This is a genomic window from Anaerolineales bacterium (genome assembly GCA_022866145.1).
In the GTDB taxonomy this organism is placed as follows: domain Bacteria; phylum Chloroflexota; class Anaerolineae; order Anaerolineales; family E44-bin32; genus PFL42.
The window spans coordinates 1-1,617 of sequence record JALHUE010000245.1 but is presented as its reverse complement, the minus strand read 5'-3'; the positions used below and the strand labels follow the sequence as shown (position 1 = coordinate 1,617).

2 protein-coding genes are annotated in these 1,617 nt (G+C 66.2%); both read right to left on the bottom strand.

The window, feature by feature from the left end:
* Window positions 1-1,203: ABC transporter permease (locus tag MUO23_07725; protein MCJ7512843.1), on the bottom strand; the 1,203-nt coding region annotated here is incomplete at its 3' end.
* On the bottom strand, window positions 1,200-1,617 hold a 418-nt coding region (locus tag MUO23_07720; GenBank protein ID MCJ7512842.1), incomplete at its 5' end, for a hypothetical protein. The genes MUO23_07725 and MUO23_07720, both read right to left, overlap by 4 nt.

Sequence of the window (1,617 nt, the reverse complement as noted above, 5' to 3'; positions counted from 1 at the left end):
GGTGGCGGTGACCAGCGTGCGGGTGGGCCGGCGCCAGAGGTTGCGCAGTGGTCCGCGGCCGAAGCGGCGCAGCAGGAAGGTGGCCAGCTTGCCAGGGGCGACCGCCGCGCCGCCTTCGGTGCGCATCGCCTCCACCGGCTCGAGGTGCGAAGCACGCCAGGCCGGGTAGACCCCTCCCATCCCTCCCAGCAGCAAGGCAATGATCAGCGCTTGGAGGAAGATCTGCGGTTCGTAGACGCCTTGCAGCATGCTGGCGACGCTGGGGGAGAGGCTGGCAAGTGAGGTCAGGCCAATGCCGAGTGCCAGTCCGGCCAAGCCTCCGATCAGGGCGATGGCCAGGGATTCCCCGAGGATCAGGCGCATCACGCGGCCGCGGCGCCAGCCCAGGGCCCGCAAGACGCCAATCTCGCGCGTCCGCTCGAACACGCTCATCAGTGTGGTGTTCATCATGCCCAGCCCGCCGACGATCACGGCGAACATGCCCAGGAACCAGCCCATGGAGCGATACATGCCGAGCGCTTCAGTCTGGATCGTAGCGTCGCCGGATCGGTTGGCCGAAAGCTCGGGATAGGTTGTCTCGATCTCCGCCTTGATTTCATCGATGCGCTGGGCATCGCGCAGCTTGAGCGAGAAGTTGTTCACCCGGCCACGCCGATCGAAGATCCGCTGAGCATCCTCTAGGGCAATGACTGCGCCGCCGTCCTCCATGTTGACGCCAGTCTCATAGATGCCGACGACCCTGAAGGTGGAGTGGCTGAGCTTGAAGCTGTCACCGACGCGCTTGTTGAAGGCGGACGCCGTCAGGCGCCCGATCAGGATCTGACGCCGCCCGCTCAACCGCTGGCCCTCCACCACCCGAAAGTGCTCGATCGGGAAGCCGCGTGGCTCCTCGCCGAACACGGTGAAGTACGGTGACTCCGGCATCTGGACGAGGCTCATGATGCTGCCAGACACCGCCTCGACTCCTGCGATTGAGCGCAGGTCGTCGCCAACCTCCTCCTCCAGGATGCTGAGGAAGGAGATCATGGCATCCTTCTGGACCACGCTCAGATCGGCGTTCGAGCCCGACATCATGCGTTCGAAGCCGGTGGCGAAGCCGGCGCCAAATGCGCTCAGCGACACCACGGCGCCGACGCCGATGGCGATGCCCAGGATGGTCAGCAGTGTGCGGGTCTTGCGGCGCCAGAGATTCTTCCAGATCATGGCTGGGCTCCGCCATCCAGCGGCTGGGACAGGCCGTGGAGCAGCGCGCCGGCTTCCGTGTCCAGGCCATCGATCAGCTCCGAGCCGAGGCGGGCGACAACGTTCTGAGCGAACAGTTCCATCCAAAGGAACTGGCGTGCGATCGACACCCAGCTGGAATTGTTGGTGACGGTGGCCGCCGCCGGCTCGCGGCTGCTGGCCACCAGCGCCTCCCGCCGACCGGCGACAATCACCAGGGTGTGCGTCAGCTCCTGGGCGTCGCTTTCGCGTGGAGGATGGTGAACGCTGCGTGCGCCGTCGATCTCGCCCTGGCCGGTGAGCACCGCACTGACCGAAAGGCCGCGTTCGACGGCGGCGGCGATCGATGGCCGCAGCGCCTCCAGGTCGGCATCGTTTATCAGGAGCAGGAGCTCG